The following is a 14,516-nucleotide window of genomic DNA, read 5'->3' on the forward strand; positions in this document are numbered from 1 at the left end:
ACGGCGCCAGGGCGGTTACTTCGCTTTGATTTTCTCCAGCAGTTCCCGGGCTTCTTCGCGCCGGCCCGTGTCGGCCACCTGACGGTCGGGCCGCGGCGGCGCCTGCAGGGCGCGCTCCAGGTAAGCGACGGCCTGCTGCGGCTGCCGGGTCTCGATCAGGTATTCGCCATAGAAGAAGTTCGGGTCGATGCCCTTCGGGTTGAGCGCCAGCGCTTTCTGCAGCAGCTCCTTCGCCTTGTCGTTGTCGCCAAAGCCGATCGGCCATCCAGGCACCTTGTAGTAGAGAACGCCCAGGCTGTTGTAGGCCGAACCTTCGAGCACATTGCCGTCGATGGCGATCGCGGCTTCATACAGCGACTTCGCCTGCTTCGCCAGGCCCAGTGCGCCCAGGCCGCCCTTCTCGCCGGCCCAGGAACTCACGACGATGCCTTCCCATACCAACGGCTCCGCGCGGCCGGGAAAGGCTTCGCTGACCTTGTGCGCCTTGACCGCGAGCGCCTCGAAAGCTTTCGCACGGTCGCCCGGCGGGCTCTGGTAGCGGATGACCTCCCAGTCGTGCTGCAGGTCGGCCACCGCTTCGGCGACGGCTGCCGGCTGCGCATGCGCAGCCGGCAGCATGGTCGCCGCGAGGCACGCGGCCAGGCTTCCCACGAGCCGCCGGCGCGACAGGGACTGGATGTGATTGATATGAATCATGGGAGGTTTCCTTGTTGAAAATCAGATTGCCCCGGGCATCGGTGAAGGGCTGCCGGCTTCGGCGGGGCCGGCCTGCACGCCGCAGTCCAGCGACGGCGAGGCAGCAGCAGGGGCAGGCACGGGCGGGAGGCTGCGGCGGTGCTTGGCGAATGCGCCGTCCAGCAGCGCCGGGGCCAGCCCGTTGATGCGCGCCGCGATGCTTTCCGGAAAGCCGAGAAACCGCTCGGCCGCGCCGCTCTCCAGCAGCTTGAGCAGGGCCTGCGCCGCGACGTCGGGGCTGTCCACCGCGGTACCCGTGGCCTGGTTGTAGGCGTCCACCGCATCGCTGTTGAAGCGGGTGCGCGTGCTGCGCGGGCCAAGGTACTGCACGCCGATGGCGCTGTCGCCCAGCTCGCGGCGCAGCGCTTCGGCAAAGCCGCGCAGCCCGAACTTGCTCGCGCTGTAGACGCTGTAGCCCGGCAGGCCCATGCGGCCGAGCACCGAGCCGACGAACACGATGCGCGCCTGCGCCAGCGTGCGCAGGTGCGGCGTCAGCGCCTGGGTCAGCAGCATGGGAACGAACAGGTTCAGGTGCAGGACCTGCGCCATTTCGGTCGCATCCAGCGCTTCGATGCGGCCGAAACCGGGTACGCCGGCGTTGTGCACCAGCGCGTTGCAGCCCCAGCCCGCGGCGACGTCGGCCGTGCTGCCGATGCTCGACATGCGCGCGAGGTCGGCAGCGTGCCAGCCGATCCGGCGCGCGTCCTGGCTGGCCCCTTCGCGTCCGAGCTCCCGCGCCTGGGCCGCCAGCCGCCCTGGAGAGCGCCCCACCAGCATCACCGAAGCGCCGGCCTGCACCAGCGCCGCCGCCATCGCCTGGCCGATCCCGCCGCTCGCGCCGGTCAGCACAACCCGTGCGTCGTGGAGCTTCATGGCGCTGCCTCCTGCGCCGCCGCCAAGGCCGGCGCCTGGCCTGCCGCCGGCAGCGGAAGGCTGCGGAACACGTCGCCATAGAGCCGGTAGAAGGCCCGCGCGGCGTGAACGATGTCGGCCTGGTCGCGGGGCGATTCGATCCGGCCCATCAGCACCTCGAAATGCGCCGTGTGCACCTGATCCAGTGTGCCGTGCGAGCGCAGGTAGCTGAAGGCCGCGTCGGGCAAGCCCAGTGGTTTCTGGATCTGGTCGGCGGCCAACAGCGCCAGCGACACGCTGGTGCCTTCGAGCACGTGGACCATGCCGAAGAAGCCCAGCGGATTGCGGCGCGCGATGGTGTCGTAGGCATACGCCACCATCACCTCGGTGGCGTGGCCGGGGGCGCCATCGCGCACCGCATCCGGGTCGCCGCCGCCGGCGCGGATGTCGTCGAGGATCCACAGATCGTGGCCCTGTTCCTCGTCGACGTACTCGTCCAGCGGCCCCTGCAGCCATTGCTGCGACGGCGCCAGCGCCGCCTTGCAGGCGCGCAGCAGCGGCACGGTGTGGTGCACATGGTGGTAGGCCTCGCGCAGGAAGGCCAGATAGCTGGGCAGCGAGACCTCGCCGCGCAGGCAGCCCTGAATGATCGGCGTGCCCAGCAGGCCCGCGCGGGTGTCGGCAGTCTGTTCGACCAGTCGTTCGTAGAATCCCATGAAAAATCTCCAGAGTCAGGCAGTGGTGCGCGGCGTCTGCGTGAGAGCGTCCGCGTGCAGTTGAAAAATGGCCGAGCGCTGGGGCCGGCCGTTGGCGGTCGCCAGTCCGGAGGCGGGGCCGAAATCCGCGCGGGCGCGCACCCAGCGGGCGATTTGCGCATAGTCGGGCAAGGTTTCGTTGGCCGCATCGACGGCGGCTTGCAGCGCCGCATCGGACAGGTCGGCCCGCAAGGGCCACAGCACGGCGGCGAGCGCCGGCTCGCCGTCGCCGAAGACCACCGCCTGCGCGACGGCGTTGTCGCTGCGCAGCGCGGTCTCGACCCATTCGGGCGAGACGTTGCGGCCGAAGGCGGTGATCAGCACATGCTTCTTGCGCCCGCTGATGTGCACAAATCCGTCGCCATCGATCTCGCCGAGGTCGCCGGTGGGCCACCACGCAGGCGGCGCCTGCGCACTGCCCAGGTAACCGTTGAAGAGGCTGCCTGCCACCTCCACTTCGCCATCCGCGGCGATGCGCAGGCGTGCATGCGCAAGCGCGCGGCCGGCGCTGCCGGGCCGGTCGGCGCCCGGCAGGTTCAGCGTCTGCACCGATGCGCCCTCCGACAGGCCGTACCCCTCGTACGCCGCAATGCCGACCGCATGTGCCGCCTGCAGCAGCTTGACCCCCGCCGCGGCGCCACCGACGGCCGCCATTCGCAGCGAGGCCGGCGCGCGCTGCCCGCTCAGCCTCAGGTAGTCCGCCCAGGCGCGCAGCATCTGGGGCAAAAGGATGACGCTGTTCGGCTGCTCGGCCACCACGACCGCGTGAAAACGCGCCGCGTCGAAGCTCGACGAACCAGTCAGGCCCAGTTCGCCGAGCGGGCGCACCACGCAGGTTGCGCCGCGCAGCAGCGGGGCCGCCACGCCGGCGATGTTCTCCAGCAGCACCGCGAACGGCAGGGCGCAGAGATGGCGCCGGATGTCCAGCGGCTCCAGGGCCACGACCAGACTCTGGGCCACCTGGTGCATCGCGCTGTCCGACAGGCACACGCCCTTGGGGGCGCCGGTCGTGCCGGACGTGAAGGTGATCTTGGACGTGCCCTCGGGCAACGGCACCGCCGCAGGCGGCAGACGAACCATGGCCAGGGGCTGCTCCGCGATCGCACACTCCGACACCGGCGCGCCTTTCCACATGGCGGCCAGTGCCGGTGCCGCAAGCACCGTGTCCACGCCCGCGGCGCGCAGCGCATGACCGATCTGTTCGGACGTAAAGAACACCGGCAGCGGCACATGCACGATGCACGCCTTGGCGGCTGCCAGGTCGGCAACGATCCATGCCGGCGTGTTATCCATCAGCGTGGCCAGCACCCGTGTGCCCTGCGCCAAGAACCGTGCGGCCAGCGCGGCGACCTCGGCGTTCAGTTCATCGAACGACCAGGTACGCCGGCCATCGTCGAGCGCGGCAGACGCCCCCTCCGACAGGTGCTTCATGGGGCGGCCTTGGCGTCGCCAGCCCTGAGCGCCAAATGCCGCAGGGCCTGGCCAAGATGGCCCGCCAGCACCACCGGCCGGTGGTCGTAATACGTGCCCCAACGCGCGGCATCCGGGCCCAGTGCGGCGGGGTCCGCCGTTCCCAATGCCAGCGGCGTGACACCGAGGCGGACGAAGAGATGGCGCAACTCCGCAGTGATGGTACACACCACCCACTGAAAGCCCTGCGCGGCGAGATGCGGCCCCATAAGGGCAATCAGCCGACGCCCTTCGCCCACCCGGCTGGCTGCGAGGTTTCCGACCTCGACGACGCTGCTGCGACACAGGCGATGGGCACGAGCCTCGGACGCCAGCAAGGCCTCGACCGGCGATGGAAGGTAGCGCTCCAGGAACAATGGGGCATAGGCAGCGCTGCGGTAACCCGCTGCCGCGACGATCTCGCCGCCATCCTGAAGACTCACCAGTACGGGCGCGAAGTGCTGTATCTTGGCGCCGTAGCGCTGCGCAAAGACGCTGAAAATGAATGCCTCGACTTCCGTGCGCCGAGGATCATTGAGCCCATGCACGGCTAGTTCGGGCCGCAAGGAGACTGTATTGGCGGCCGGCGGTACATCGCCAGCCTGGGGGGAAACAGCCATGAACATTTACGCTCCTTCGAGACCCACGGCAGGCGGTGGGTAGACTCAAGCAGCGATGGTGGAGATTCACGATTAAGCTGGCATTAAGAGCCATGCCTTTCACCCTGGAAACGGCAGTTGGATGCGCCTGCCGGTGCCGTGATCGGGGTGCCAGGCAAGACCGGGCGACGCGGCGGGCTTGGTGCCCGCAAGGAGAGGAGCAACGCCGCATGGCGCGCCGAGCGCGGTGCTGGCAGGTGCATGGCGCTCTCACCCACCAGGTGAACCCCATCGGAGCCGTCAACGCTCGATTGCATGCGGCCTGGCAAGGGATACGAAGCGGTCAACTGCCGTTTCCAGGTTCAACGTCTTTCAAACTATGCGGCCCACATATCGTCGAGATGGCGAAAGCCCCATTTCTGCGCGTCTTCGAGCCCTGCAATGCGTTCGCGGCATCCGGGGGCGCTGAGGTCGATCGCCATGCGGGCGATCGGCTCGCTCGACCGGGTCGAATAGAACACCGTCACCACGGGCGCGAGCAGAGTGCCACTGCCTTGACCGGTCACGACGCCCAGCTTCTGCGACTCCAGCCGCACCAGCGATCCGATGGGGTAGATGCCAATGCTCTTGATGAAAGCCTGCAGCACGCGGGGGTCGAAGTGTCCGCGCCAGGTGTTCATCTGGCGGATCGACACTGCCGGGTCCCACCCCGCCTTGTAGGGACGGTTGGAGGTGATGGCGTCGTACACGTCGCACACCGCGCCCATGCGGGCAAGCAGCGCGATCCCGTCGCCGCGCAACCCATGCGGGTAGCCGCCGCCCTCGAACTTCTCGTGGTGGTGCAGCACGGTGTCGAGCACGGCCTCGGGCGTATCGTCGTTGGCGCGCAAAATGGCCCAGCCCGCCTCGGGGTGGCCCTGCATGATGGAAAACTCCTCGGCAGTGAGCTTGCCAGGCTTGTTGAGCACGTCCAGCGGCATGCGCGCTTTGCCGATGTCGTGCATCAGGCCCGCCAGCCCCGCGAGCCGCACCTGCTCGTCGCCGAACTGGAACTGGCGCGCCAGCGCCGTCATCAGCGCACAGACGGCCACCGAATGCATGTAGGTGTAGTCGTCGCGGGTCTTGAGCCGCGCGATACTGACGAGGGCCTGCGGGTTCCGCTCAACCGAGTGTGCGATCTCGTCGACCAGCGGCATGGCGTCCATCGCACGGACCGCGCGATCCAGGCGAGCCTCCTGGAACATCGAAATCACCGCGGCGCGACCTTCGGCCATGATGCGGCGCGCATGCTGCAACTCCTCCTGCAAAGGGATCGGCGGCCCGGCCCGGGACGCGGGCGCCTGCGCAGCGCCATGCAGGGCACGGTCGGCAGCAGGGGCCGCGCGTGCTGCGGCGCTGGCGGGCGCCTGCAATACGTCCAGGCCCTTTTGCACGTCGATCCAAAGCTCCGTCACCTGGCTTTGCCGCAAGGCGGCGAGATCCTTGGGGTCTGAGAGCGTGAATGCGCTGCGCCAGAATGGATGGTCGATCCATGGCCCTTCGATCCTGTGCACATGCATGCCGAGGCGCACCTGCGAGATGGGTACTTTCTTCAGCATGGGCAGGCGCGCAAATGGCGAAGGCGCTACGGTGGAGTCTTCTTTACCGCGCTGGATTTCTCAGGATGCGCGCCGGGCACACACCACGATGCCGTCCCGGTCTGCATACAGCCAGTCGCCGGGCCGCACGGCCACGCCCTGGATGCGCAGCGTGACGTCGCGCATGCCCTCGCCGCGCCTTTCGGTGGGCAGCGGCATCAGCGCCAGCGCGCATATGCCGAGCGCCTGCGCCGCCAGTTCCTCCACGTCGCGCACGCAACCGTCCACCACGATGCCCGCCCAGCCGTTGCGCGCCGCGGCAGCGGCAAGATTGCCGCCCACGAGCGCGCGCCGCAGGGATGCGCCGCCATCGACGACCAGCACGCGGCCTGCCCCCGGCGACTCCACCGCGGCCTTGACGAAACTGTTGTCCTCGAAGCACTTGACCGTGGCGACGGGGCCGGCAAATTTATCCACGCCGCCAAAGCCGCGGAATACCGGCGGCAGAACCCGGAAGTCGCCCGAGTCGTCGTTCTTGTGGAGGTCGCATAAATCGCAGGTTGCAAAAAGGAATGCATCGCCCATGGTTTCGGCTCCCATCAATGACTCGATTATGTGCCACCGCATATGTGCGCGGATGGCATGCACCCCTGCCCACGCCCCGCGTGTTTTCGCGGCCACTTTCCCTCGTACAGCGGTACGAAAAAAGACGATTTCCCCTTGGAAACGGGATTTTTCTCCAGTAGCATGCGCACTGCCGGTGGCAGACACCCGTTCTCCATTGGCGACAAGTCAACTCCCAAGAAGGAAAACACGATCATGGCAACTGCAAAAAAAGCCCCGGCGAAAAAAGCGCCTGCCAAGAAGGCTGCGCCGGCAACCAAGGCCGCTGTGCCCGCCAAGAAGGCGGCACCGGCCAAGAAGCGCACCCCCAACGCGGCATTCATGAAGCCACTGACCCCCAGTGCCTCGCTGGCCGCCGTCGTTGGCGCCACGCCCCTGCCGCGCACCGAAGTCGTGAGCAAGCTGTGGACGTACATCAAGAAGCACGATCTGCAAGACAAGGCCAACAAGCGCCTCATCAACGCCGATGCCAAGCTGAAGGAAATATTCGGCAAGGCCCAGGTCACGATGTTCGAACTCGCCTCGCTGATTGGCAAGCACGTCAAGTAAGCGCGGCGCTCGTGCCTTGAAGAAAAAAAGGCCGGTGCAATGCATCGGCCTTTTTTTCGCCAGGCCGCCCCAAGATGAAAAGCGGCCCCCTCGGCAACAGCGAACCACACGCAGCGGGGAGCGTGGGGCGTCATTTGCATGCACCCATGCGGGCGGCGTGGGCAGAAATGGCGCACGGCGCGCCGCCGGAGGCTTTCAGTGTGGAGGCATGCGCCCATGGCGCGCGGCCGCTGGACAGCATGGAGTTGCAGGCCCCATGGCACGGGATGCGGGGCAGGAGTTCGCGCAACGTCAGCGTGATCTCGTCGATGCCGCCCGGCAGGCCGGCATGAGACTTGGCAAGCTCCTGCATGAGCCAGCAGAAGGCCCGTTCGCTGTCGGTGCCGCCCACGGGCCGGATGCGACTGTGCGGGCCGGGGCGATTAATCGTCGCCATTCGCTGCCGGAAGGGGCTGCGCCAGCACCTTGTCTACGCGCTTTCCGTCTAGATCCACCACTTCGAATATCCAGCCGGCGCATTCGATGCGCTCGCCCACGCCGGGCAGGCTGCCGCTGACGGCCATCAGCAGGCCGGCCACGGTGTTGTAGCGGCCCCGGTCCTCCTCGGGCAGCTCGCGGATGTCGAGCCGCGCCTTCATCTCGCCGACGGGCATCAGCCCGTCGAGCAGCCACGAGCCGTCGCCGCGCGGCGTGGCCCAGGCCTCGGCCAGTGCGGCGGGCTGCAGTTCGCCGGTGATCGCCTCCAGCAGGTCGCCCGGCGTCATCAGGCCCTGCACCACGCCGTATTCGTCCACCACGAACACCATGCGCCCGGCGCGCGCGCGGAACTGGTCGAGCAGTTCCAGCCCGTTGAGCGTCTCGGGCAGGAAGACGGCCGGCAGCACGTATTCCTCGACCGTGCCCGGTGCCTGCGGCCCCAGCCGCAGCAGCCGCGCCACGCTGACGATGCCCACCACGTCGTCGAGCGAGCCGCGGCACGCGGGATACCACGAATGCGCGCCCTTGGGGCCGTCCTCCCCCACCAGCGCCAGCGCCTGCGCCACCGTCAGGCCGGCGTCGAGCCACTGCACGTCGGTGCGCGGCACCATCAGCGAGGTCAGGGGCCGGGCATCGAGGCGGAACACGTTCTGCACCATCTGGTGCTCGTGGTGCTCGATCACGCCGGCCTCGCGCCCTTCCGCCAGGCTGGCGGCGATCTCCTCCTGCGTCACCGCGCGGGCGGCGGAATCGTCGATGCGCAGCAGCCGCAGCATGCCCTGCGTGCCCAGCGACAGCAGGTAGACGAAGGGCATGGCCACGCGCGCCGCCCAGCGCATCGGGCGCGCCAGGTAGCGCGACACCGGCTCGGGGTACAACTGGCCGATGCGCTTGGGCACCAGTTCGCCGAAGATGATGGTGATGAACGTGATGATGGTCACCACCAGCGCCGTGGCCGTGATGCCCGCCGCGCCGTCGGGCATGCCGAAGCGGCCTTCGAGCCAGTGCGCGAGGTCTTCGCTGAACGCTGCCTCGCCCACGATGCCGTTGAGCATGCCGATGGAGGTGATGCCGACCTGCACCGTCGAGAGAAAGCGCGTGGGGTTGCCCATGAGGGCCAGCGCGGCCTGTGCGCCCTTGTCGCCCGACTCGGCCATGGCCACGAGGCGCGACCTGCGGCTCGACGCCAGGGCCAGCTCCGACATGGCGAATACGCCGTTGAGCAGCGTCAACAGCGCGATGAGCACAAAATCCATGAACCTTCGGAGAAGAAAAACACCATGGCAATGTACTGCATAGGGGATGTCCAGGGCTGCGACGGCGCGCTGCAGCGGCTGCTCGACAAGGTGGCGTTCTCGCCCAGCCGCGACACCCTCTACCTGCTGGGCGACCTCGTGAACCGGGGCCCGGCCTCCGCCGCGGTGCTGCGCCGCTGCATGGCGCTGGGCGACGCGGCGCACCCCGTGCTGGGCAACCACGACCTGCACCTGCTGGCCGTGGCCCACGGCGTGCGCAAACCCGGGCGGCTCGATACGCTGGCGGGCATCCTGGAAGCGACCGACCGCCCCGCGCTGCTCGACTGGCTGCGCCGCCAGCCGCTGGCGCGCACCATGGCCTGGGGCGACGACAGCCTGCTCATGGTCCACGCGGGCGTGCTGCCGCAGTGGACGGCCAGCGAGGCGCTGGCGCTGGCCGCCGAGGTGGAGGCCGAACTCCGCGGCGACGGCATCGGCGCCTTCCTGCGGTACATGTACGGCAACCAGCCCGACCGCTGGAGCGACGGCCTGCGCGGCCACGACCGCCTGCGCGTGGTGGTCAACGCGCTCACGCGGCTGCGCTTCTGCACGCCCGGCGGGGCGATGGACTTCAGCAGCACCGACGCCAGCGATCAGCCGCCCGCCGGCTGCCTGCCGTGGTTCGACGTGCCAGGGCGGCGCACGGCAGGCGTAACGGTCGCCTTCGGCCACTGGTCCACGCTGGGCCACGTGGACCGGCCCAACCTGATCGCCACCGACACCGGCTGCGTCTGGGGCGGGTGCCTGAGCGCCGTGCGCCTGGGCGCATCGACCGCCGACCGCGAGTGGTTCCAGGTGCGGTGCGAACGGGCGCAGGCACCCGGCGGCCCGGCGGGCTGACCTTCAAATCCTGGAACCGGCCGTTGGATGCGCCTGCCGGAGCCGTGATCGGCGTGCCAGGCAAGGCGCGACGACGCGGCGGACTGCTGCCCGCAAGGAGGAGCTCGATTTCAGCGGCCTGGCAAGGGATGCAAAGCCGTCAACTGCCGTTTCCAGGACGATACTCCCAGGGAGTATATGCAAAATTCTGGCGGTTTTACTGCGGTGGCGGGTAGGCAGTGGGGGGAGTATCCTGGGCCTGGCGCTGCCTGGGGCGCGGCTAGCGCTAGGACTGGGCTAGGGCTGGGGTTGGGGTTGGGGCTGGGGCTGGGGCTGCGCGGGCTCGGTGTCGGTGGCCTTGAACAGCGCCGCCACCTTGCGCTTGGGGCGGATGTAGGCCGACAGGCCCGTGCGTGCGGGCGCCTTGGTCGCAGCCTCCCACGCAGGGGCGGCGGCAGCACCGGCGGGCGCTTCGTAGGGCTGGTCGAAGAACGGGTCGCGCGGGGCTTGCGGGCGCGCGGGGCGGCGCTCGCGCTCGCGCATCGGGGCGGCGGCGGGCTCGGCTGCCGCCGCGGCCTCGCGCGGCTCCGCGTCGTCGCGCCCACCGTAGATGCGGCGGCCATCGTTGAAGCGGCCCTGGCGGCGGATGTCGGGGCGCTCGTCCTCGAACTCGAAGGGCTCGACCTCGACCTTGGTCTTGATGAGCTTCTCGATGTCGGCCACCAGCCGCGCGTCGTTGCTGCCGCCGACGAAACTCACCGCCAGTCCCGAGGCGCCGGCGCGGCCCGTGCGTCCGATGCGGTGCACGTAGTCCTCGGCGTTGAACGGGATGTCGAAGTTGAACACCGCCGGCACGTCCTTGATGTCCAGGCCGCGCGCGGCGACGTCGGTGCACACCAGCAGGTCGACCTCGCCCTTCTTGAAGGCGTCGAGCGCCTTCAGGCGCTCGTCCTGGCTCTTGTCGCCGTGCAGGGCCGTGGTCTTGAGGCCCTCGCGTTCGAGCGTGCGCGCCAGGCGCGCGCAGCCGAGCTTGCTGTTGACGAACACAAAGGCCTGGCCGATGCCGCGCTGGCGCACGATCTGCTTGAGCACGCGGCGCTTGTCGTCGTCGGAGACGCTGTAGAAATGCTGCTCCACGGTCGATGCCGTGGCGTTGGAGCGCGCGACCTCGATGGTGACCGGGTCCTGCAGGTAGCTGCCGGCCAGGCGCTTGATCTCGGGCGAGAAGGTGGCGCTGAACAACAGCGTGGTGCGCTGCTTGGGCAGGTAGCTCAGGATGCGCTGCAGGTCGGGCAGGAAGCCGATGTCGAGCATGCGGTCGGCCTCGTCGAGCACCACGTATTCGACCTGGTTGAGCACCGCGTTCTTGGCCTCGATGTGGTCCAGCAGCCGGCCCGGCGTGGCGACCAGCACCTCCACGCCCTTCTTCAGCTCCGCCGTCTGCGGCTTCATGTCCATGCCGCCGAACACCACGGCGCTGCGCAGGTGGGTGTGCTTGGCGTAGAGCTTGATCTGCTGCGCCACCTGGTCGGCCAGTTCGCGCGTGGGCAGCAGCACCAGCGCACGCACCGGGTGCCGCGCGGGCGAGGCGGAGGCGTTCTCGTGCTTGAGCAGCCGCTGCAGCAGCGGCAGCGAGAACGCCGCCGTCTTGCCGGTGCCGGTCTGCGCCGCGCCCATGACGTCTTGCCCTGTGAGCACCACCGGAATGGCCTGCGCCTGGATGGGCGTCATGCTCTCGTAGCCCATTTCGGCTACCGCACGCGCCAGCGGCTCGGCCAGGGAGAGATTGGAAAAAGATGTACTCATGGAGCCTGCTATTGTCGCACCGTGGGCGCGCATCGGGTTTTCCCGTCCGCACGGGCGCCTGATGGCGGCTTGGATGCTCCTGTATTCATAAGCGCGGGGGCATTTCTTGCTGAAACCCCAAGGCTGAAGACTGCTCGCGCTGAAGGTGTCGCACCCCTTCACGCTGCCGGTCCTCAGGCCCGCGGAGAACCAGGGCTGGCGCTGCGCGCTGCTGCCATGGATGAAGCTGTCGGGCACCACGGCGCGGCCCGCGGAGCGCTGCAGGGCAGCGTCGCCGATTTTTGCGGCAGCGTTCATGGCCTCCTCCACGTCCCCCTGCTCCAGAATCTGGCGCGCGCTCTGTGCGTGGTGCGCCCACACGCCCCGTGGAGAACGGTAGAAAAGTGAAAGACGGGAAAGCCCCGCCTGCAGTCGCACAGCGCAGTGCGCGCAGGCGCCAGGCCTGCGCCCTGCGTGCATCAGTTCAAGTTGAGCTTGCCCAGGTTGAGCAGCCAGGTTTCGCCGTTGTTATCGTCCACACCGTCGTTGTCGTTGACCAGCAGGGCATCGCCATTGGCCAGCACTGCCAGGCCCTCGATCTTCTCGACCACCAGGCCGTTGGTCTTGCGCAGGTCGGGCAGCACGTCGCGCACCAGGGTCTTGCTCAGCGTGGCGCCATTGGCCACGCCGCTCAGGTCGATGCGGTAGAGCTTTTTGACGCGAGCATCGGGGCCGCCCTGGTTGTCACGCTCGATGACCAGAAAGCGGTTGTTGCCCAGCGCGGTGATGTCCGACAGCCCCACCCAGCCCTTGTTGGGCGAAGTGACAGCGTCCAGCGGATAGAACATGAACTGCCAGGTCTTGGCGGCCAGGTCGTACACGCCGATGCGCGGCTGGGACTCGCCCGCCCAGGCGCGCTGGAAGGCCACCACCAGCTTGCCGTTGGACTCGGCAATGCCCTCAAAGCCAAAGCGCTGCTGCTTGGCGTTCACGTCGGCAGGCAGTTCGATGATGTCTTCAATCACGCCGATGGCCGAGAGCTTGAAGACCAGGTTGGCCGACAGCACCGGGCGCGCCGCCTCGCCCACCGTGCCGTTTCCTTCGGAGGCAACCCAGAAGCCACCAGCCGAGGCCAGCGAAATGCCTTCGGGGTCGAGATTGACGCTGCCGTCGGGGTTGACCAACGCGGCCAGATCAGTGGCGTCGAAGGCGTTCGCGTCCTTGGCAGCGGGCAGCGCCGCGGCCAGGGCCGCGATCTTGCCGTTCGGGTCGGTGATGCGGATCTCGCGCTTGAGGCTGGCCGGCTTGACGCTGGTGTCGATCTCGAAAATCCGGTTGCCACGGAAGAAGCTGTCATCCACGCCATACACCACGGTGCCGCTGGTCGCGGCCACCAGGCCCGACATGGCAGACCAGGGAATGGGCGTGCCATCGGCGCGGTTCACCGACTGGATGGTCGGGTAGGCCGCGGGTGCGCTCTGGTACTGGTAGATGTTGAGCGCCGAGCGCAAGGTAGAACTGGTGGCGCGGTCGTCGTTCTCGCTGGCCGCGATCAGCAGGTTGCGCGAGGGGACGGCCAGCACGCCTTCGGGCGCCAGCGCTGCGGGCAGCACCTGCTTGAACATGGGCTGGTTTTTCTGGCCCATGTCGTACACGGCCAGCACGCTGGAGCGCTCGGAGGCCACAAACAGGTAGTCGGTGCCGTCAAAACGGCCAAAGGCCACGTTCTCGGGCTCATTGCCCTTGGCATCCGACCGCTTGTCGTTGGTGTGGCCGATGCGCGCAATCAGGTGCTCCAGGGTGTTGCCGGCGTCGTAGACCACCGTGCCATCGCTGTTGAAAATGGTGAAGCCACGGCTGCCACCGTTCAGGTCGCCTTCGTTGGCTGTGGCGAACTGGGTCTTGGAGAACCATGTCACACCATCGGGCTCGCGCAGGCGATTGGCCTGGGTTTGCGTGAGGCTGACGATGTTGGGGCGGGGAGCATCGGTCAGATCGACCTGGTTCAGGGTGACAGCGCCGGCACTGAAATGCCGGGTGACCTTGCCAGAGGCCAGATCGACCAGCGCAATGTGGTTGTTCTCTTGCAGCGTGACCACGGCCACGTTGTCATCGTTGATGGAAACGTACTCGGGCTCGGCATCTTCGGGGAACAGCGTCGCCAGGCCCTTGAGTTCCACAACCCGGGTTTTCCAGGTGGCGGGCGCGCCCACCGAGTCCACGATGGTCAGGTAGCCCGAAGGCGCCTGGGGCGGTGCGCCATTGCCCAGGCTCTCGTCGCGCTCGTTCTCGATGACCACGGCCACATACTTGCCGTCCATGCTGCGCGCCACCGAATCGGGCTGGCCACCCAGCTGGATCTCGGTGACCACCGTGCGCTTGGCGATGTCTACCACCACCAGCTTGCCCGAGGCGTTGATGAAATTCTGCGAGGTATTCACCGCCACCAGCGCATGGCTGCCCAGCACGGTGACCGAGGTGGGCTCGCCGCCCATGGCCAGGCGACCCAGGGCCTTGGGGTTGGCGGGATCGCCGATGTCCACAAACCCGACCTCGCCCTTGAGGCTGTTGGTGTAGACCAGGGTCATGCCGTCTTCACTGACGGCGACGATTTCTGCCGCCGTGGGCGTGCTGTCTTCGCACGAGGCACCCACCTGCGAGCACACCGCAAATGTGGCCAAGCGGTTGAAGAACTTGCCAGGATTGCTGACCGAGGGAACATCTACCGGGTCGTCGTCGCTGCCGCCACACGCAGTCAAAAGCCCGGACAAGGCCACGCCAACCGCCAGTGCAATCGCTGATTTCTTCATGGAAGCTCCAGATGGATAAAGGGGCCCAATCTATGAAGCTTCTATTTCAGTGGTTTGACAGCTCACGCCGATGCGCCGGCGCCTCCTGACACCGCCATGTGAGGCCGCCGGGCGCGGGCGATGACAGTCTTTTCCAATTCAGGTATGAGCCTGGAGCGACCTGAGATCGGCGACGCGAAGCGAGTCGATC

12 protein-coding genes and 1 pseudogene are annotated in these 14,516 nt (G+C 67.9%); 2 read left to right on the forward strand and 11 right to left on the reverse strand.

The annotated features are described in order from the left end of the window. Positions 1-15: 15 nt before the first annotated feature. From PY257_RS09505 to rraA, 7 genes are all read right to left on the reverse strand, one after another. Positions 16-696, reverse strand: coding sequence for a tetratricopeptide repeat protein (locus PY257_RS09505; protein ID WP_275741134.1), 681 nt, complete (start codon positions 694-696; stop codon positions 16-18). 21 nt (positions 697-717) lie between these two features. After that, positions 718-1,608, reverse strand: a complete 891-nt coding sequence (locus tag PY257_RS09510; RefSeq protein WP_275741135.1) for an SDR family oxidoreductase — start codon at positions 1,606-1,608, stop codon at positions 718-720. Then, the gene (locus PY257_RS09515; RefSeq protein ID WP_275741136.1) at positions 1,605-2,303 is read right to left on the reverse strand and encodes an iron-containing redox enzyme family protein; all 699 of its coding nucleotides are present in this window, start codon (positions 2,301-2,303) and stop codon (positions 1,605-1,607) included. Before PY257_RS09515 ends, PY257_RS09510 begins: the two co-directional genes overlap by 4 nt. 15 nt (positions 2,304-2,318) lie before the next feature. After that, entirely contained in the window at positions 2,319-3,773 is a 1,455-nt protein-coding gene (locus tag PY257_RS09520; protein ID WP_275741137.1) for an AMP-binding protein, read from the reverse strand. Continuing rightward, on the reverse strand, positions 3,770-4,417 hold the full coding sequence (locus PY257_RS09525; protein ID WP_275741138.1) for a thermostable hemolysin: 648 nt from the start codon (positions 4,415-4,417) through the stop codon (positions 3,770-3,772). Before PY257_RS09525 ends, PY257_RS09520 begins: the two co-directional genes overlap by 4 nt. 350 nt (positions 4,418-4,767) lie before the next feature. Further along, on the reverse strand, positions 4,768-5,988 hold the full coding sequence (locus PY257_RS09530) for a cyclic di-GMP phosphodiesterase (RefSeq protein WP_275741139.1): 1,221 nt from the start codon (positions 5,986-5,988) through the stop codon (positions 4,768-4,770). A gap of 60 nt (positions 5,989-6,048) precedes the next feature. After that, positions 6,049-6,552, reverse strand: coding sequence for a ribonuclease E activity regulator RraA (rraA, locus tag PY257_RS09535; protein ID WP_275741140.1), 504 nt, complete (start codon positions 6,550-6,552; stop codon positions 6,049-6,051). Between the two features lie 234 nt (positions 6,553-6,786). Between rraA and PY257_RS09540 the strand changes: the two genes are divergently transcribed. After that, complete coding sequence (locus PY257_RS09540) at positions 6,787-7,140, forward strand: SWIB/MDM2 domain-containing protein (RefSeq protein ID WP_275741141.1); 354 nt, start codon at positions 6,787-6,789, stop codon at positions 7,138-7,140. A 199-nt stretch (positions 7,141-7,339) separates the two neighbouring features. Here PY257_RS09540 and PY257_RS09545 read toward each other — a convergent pair. Both PY257_RS09545 and PY257_RS09550 read right to left on the reverse strand, forming a co-directional pair. Continuing rightward, positions 7,340-7,561 (reverse strand): annotated as a pseudogene (locus PY257_RS09545) (class II glutamine amidotransferase); the annotation flags it as partial. A 1-nt stretch (position 7,562) separates the two neighbouring features. Then, the gene (locus PY257_RS09550) at positions 7,563-8,873 is read right to left on the reverse strand and encodes a hemolysin family protein (protein ID WP_275741142.1); all 1,311 of its coding nucleotides are present in this window, start codon (positions 8,871-8,873) and stop codon (positions 7,563-7,565) included. A 24-nt stretch (positions 8,874-8,897) separates the two neighbouring features. Here PY257_RS09550 and PY257_RS09555 point away from each other — a divergent pair, with 24 nt between their 5' ends. Next, positions 8,898-9,752: a symmetrical bis(5'-nucleosyl)-tetraphosphatase gene (locus tag PY257_RS09555; RefSeq protein ID WP_275741143.1), complete on the forward strand. Its 855-nt coding sequence runs from the start codon at positions 8,898-8,900 to the stop codon at positions 9,750-9,752. A gap of 276 nt (positions 9,753-10,028) precedes the next feature. Here PY257_RS09555 and PY257_RS09560 read toward each other — a convergent pair whose 3' ends face one another. Further along, positions 10,029-11,996, reverse strand: coding sequence for a DEAD/DEAH box helicase (locus PY257_RS09560; RefSeq protein ID WP_275741144.1), 1,968 nt, complete (start codon positions 11,994-11,996; stop codon positions 10,029-10,031). Further along, complete coding sequence (locus PY257_RS09565; RefSeq protein WP_275741145.1) at positions 11,996-14,326, reverse strand: esterase-like activity of phytase family protein; 2,331 nt, start codon at positions 14,324-14,326, stop codon at positions 11,996-11,998. The genes PY257_RS09560 and PY257_RS09565 overlap by 1 nt, the downstream gene beginning before the upstream one ends. Positions 14,327-14,516: the final 190 nt, after the last annotated feature.

It is taken from the genome of Curvibacter soli (assembly GCF_029211125.1).
Classification (GTDB): Bacteria; Pseudomonadota; Gammaproteobacteria; order Burkholderiales; family Burkholderiaceae_C; genus Curvibacter_A; species Curvibacter_A soli.

What these genes read in the sequence shown, in the direction of transcription:
- PY257_RS09505 (WP_275741134.1), bottom strand. Translation starts at nt 696, where the DNA reads ATGATTCATATCAATCACATCCAGTCCCTGTCGCGCCGGCGGCTCGTG.
- PY257_RS09510 (WP_275741135.1), bottom strand. Translation starts at nt 1,608, where the DNA reads ATGAAGCTCCACGACGCACGGGTTGTGCTGACCGGCGCGAGCGGCGGG.
- PY257_RS09515 (WP_275741136.1), bottom strand. Translation starts at nt 2,303, where the DNA reads ATGGGATTCTACGAACGACTGGTCGAACAGACTGCCGACACCCGCGCG.
- PY257_RS09520 (WP_275741137.1), bottom strand. Translation starts at nt 3,773, where the DNA reads ATGAAGCACCTGTCGGAGGGGGCGTCTGCCGCGCTCGACGATGGCCGG.
- PY257_RS09525 (WP_275741138.1), bottom strand. Translation starts at nt 4,417, where the DNA reads ATGTTCATGGCTGTTTCCCCCCAGGCTGGCGATGTACCGCCGGCCGCC.
- PY257_RS09530 (WP_275741139.1), bottom strand. Translation starts at nt 5,988, where the DNA reads ATGCTGAAGAAAGTACCCATCTCGCAGGTGCGCCTCGGCATGCATGTG.
- rraA (WP_275741140.1), bottom strand. Translation starts at nt 6,552, where the DNA reads ATGGGCGATGCATTCCTTTTTGCAACCTGCGATTTATGCGACCTCCAC.
- PY257_RS09540 (WP_275741141.1), top strand. Translation starts at nt 6,787, where the DNA reads ATGGCAACTGCAAAAAAAGCCCCGGCGAAAAAAGCGCCTGCCAAGAAG.
- PY257_RS09550 (WP_275741142.1), bottom strand. Translation starts at nt 8,873, where the DNA reads ATGGATTTTGTGCTCATCGCGCTGTTGACGCTGCTCAACGGCGTATTC.
- PY257_RS09555 (WP_275741143.1), top strand. Translation starts at nt 8,898, where the DNA reads ATGGCAATGTACTGCATAGGGGATGTCCAGGGCTGCGACGGCGCGCTG.
- PY257_RS09560 (WP_275741144.1), bottom strand. Translation starts at nt 11,996, where the DNA reads ATGCACGCAGGGCGCAGGCCTGGCGCCTGCGCGCACTGCGCTGTGCGA.
- PY257_RS09565 (WP_275741145.1), bottom strand. Translation starts at nt 14,326, where the DNA reads ATGAAGAAATCAGCGATTGCACTGGCGGTTGGCGTGGCCTTGTCCGGG.